Annotated in this window: 1 protein-coding gene; it reads right to left on the bottom strand. The window is 69.0% G+C overall.

The features are described from left to right. Positions 1–416, bottom strand: a 416-nt coding sequence (locus tag J7E68_RS05880) for a GntR family transcriptional regulator (protein ID WP_215170737.1), incomplete at both ends; no start/stop codon positions are given.

Genomic DNA, 416 nt, shown 5'->3' with positions numbered 1-416 from the left:
GCCCGCGAGCTCGGCCGAGATCTCATGGAACTCGCCCGCAGCGATGCGGGCAGCCTCGACCTCACCGGCAGTGGCAGCTCGGAACTCGCGCTCGTATGCCGCGCGCAGCCGCGCGATGCCCTCATCGCTGTGCCTCTCGGCCGCGAAGACGAAGATCAGCGTCTCGATCGCCTCACGCACTTCACCGAAGTCGCGGATGTCGCGATGCGTGAACTCGCGCACGACAGCCCAGGTTCGCGGACGCGCGACCACCACTCCTTCGCCGACCAACGTGCGGATCGCTTCGCGCACGGGGAGGCGAGAGACGTTGAGCTCCGCAGCGATATCGCGCTCGACCAGCCGGGCTCCGGGCGCCCTGCGGCCCCGGCTGATGTCATCACGCAGAATGCGCGTCACCCGCACCGACTCGAGTTCGC

Source organism: Microbacterium sp. ISL-103, from assembly GCF_018613995.1.
Classification (GTDB): domain Bacteria; phylum Actinomycetota; class Actinomycetes; order Actinomycetales; family Microbacteriaceae; genus Microbacterium.
The sequence above is the reverse complement of the archived record's forward strand: the minus strand, read 5'-3'. Positions and strand labels throughout refer to the sequence as shown.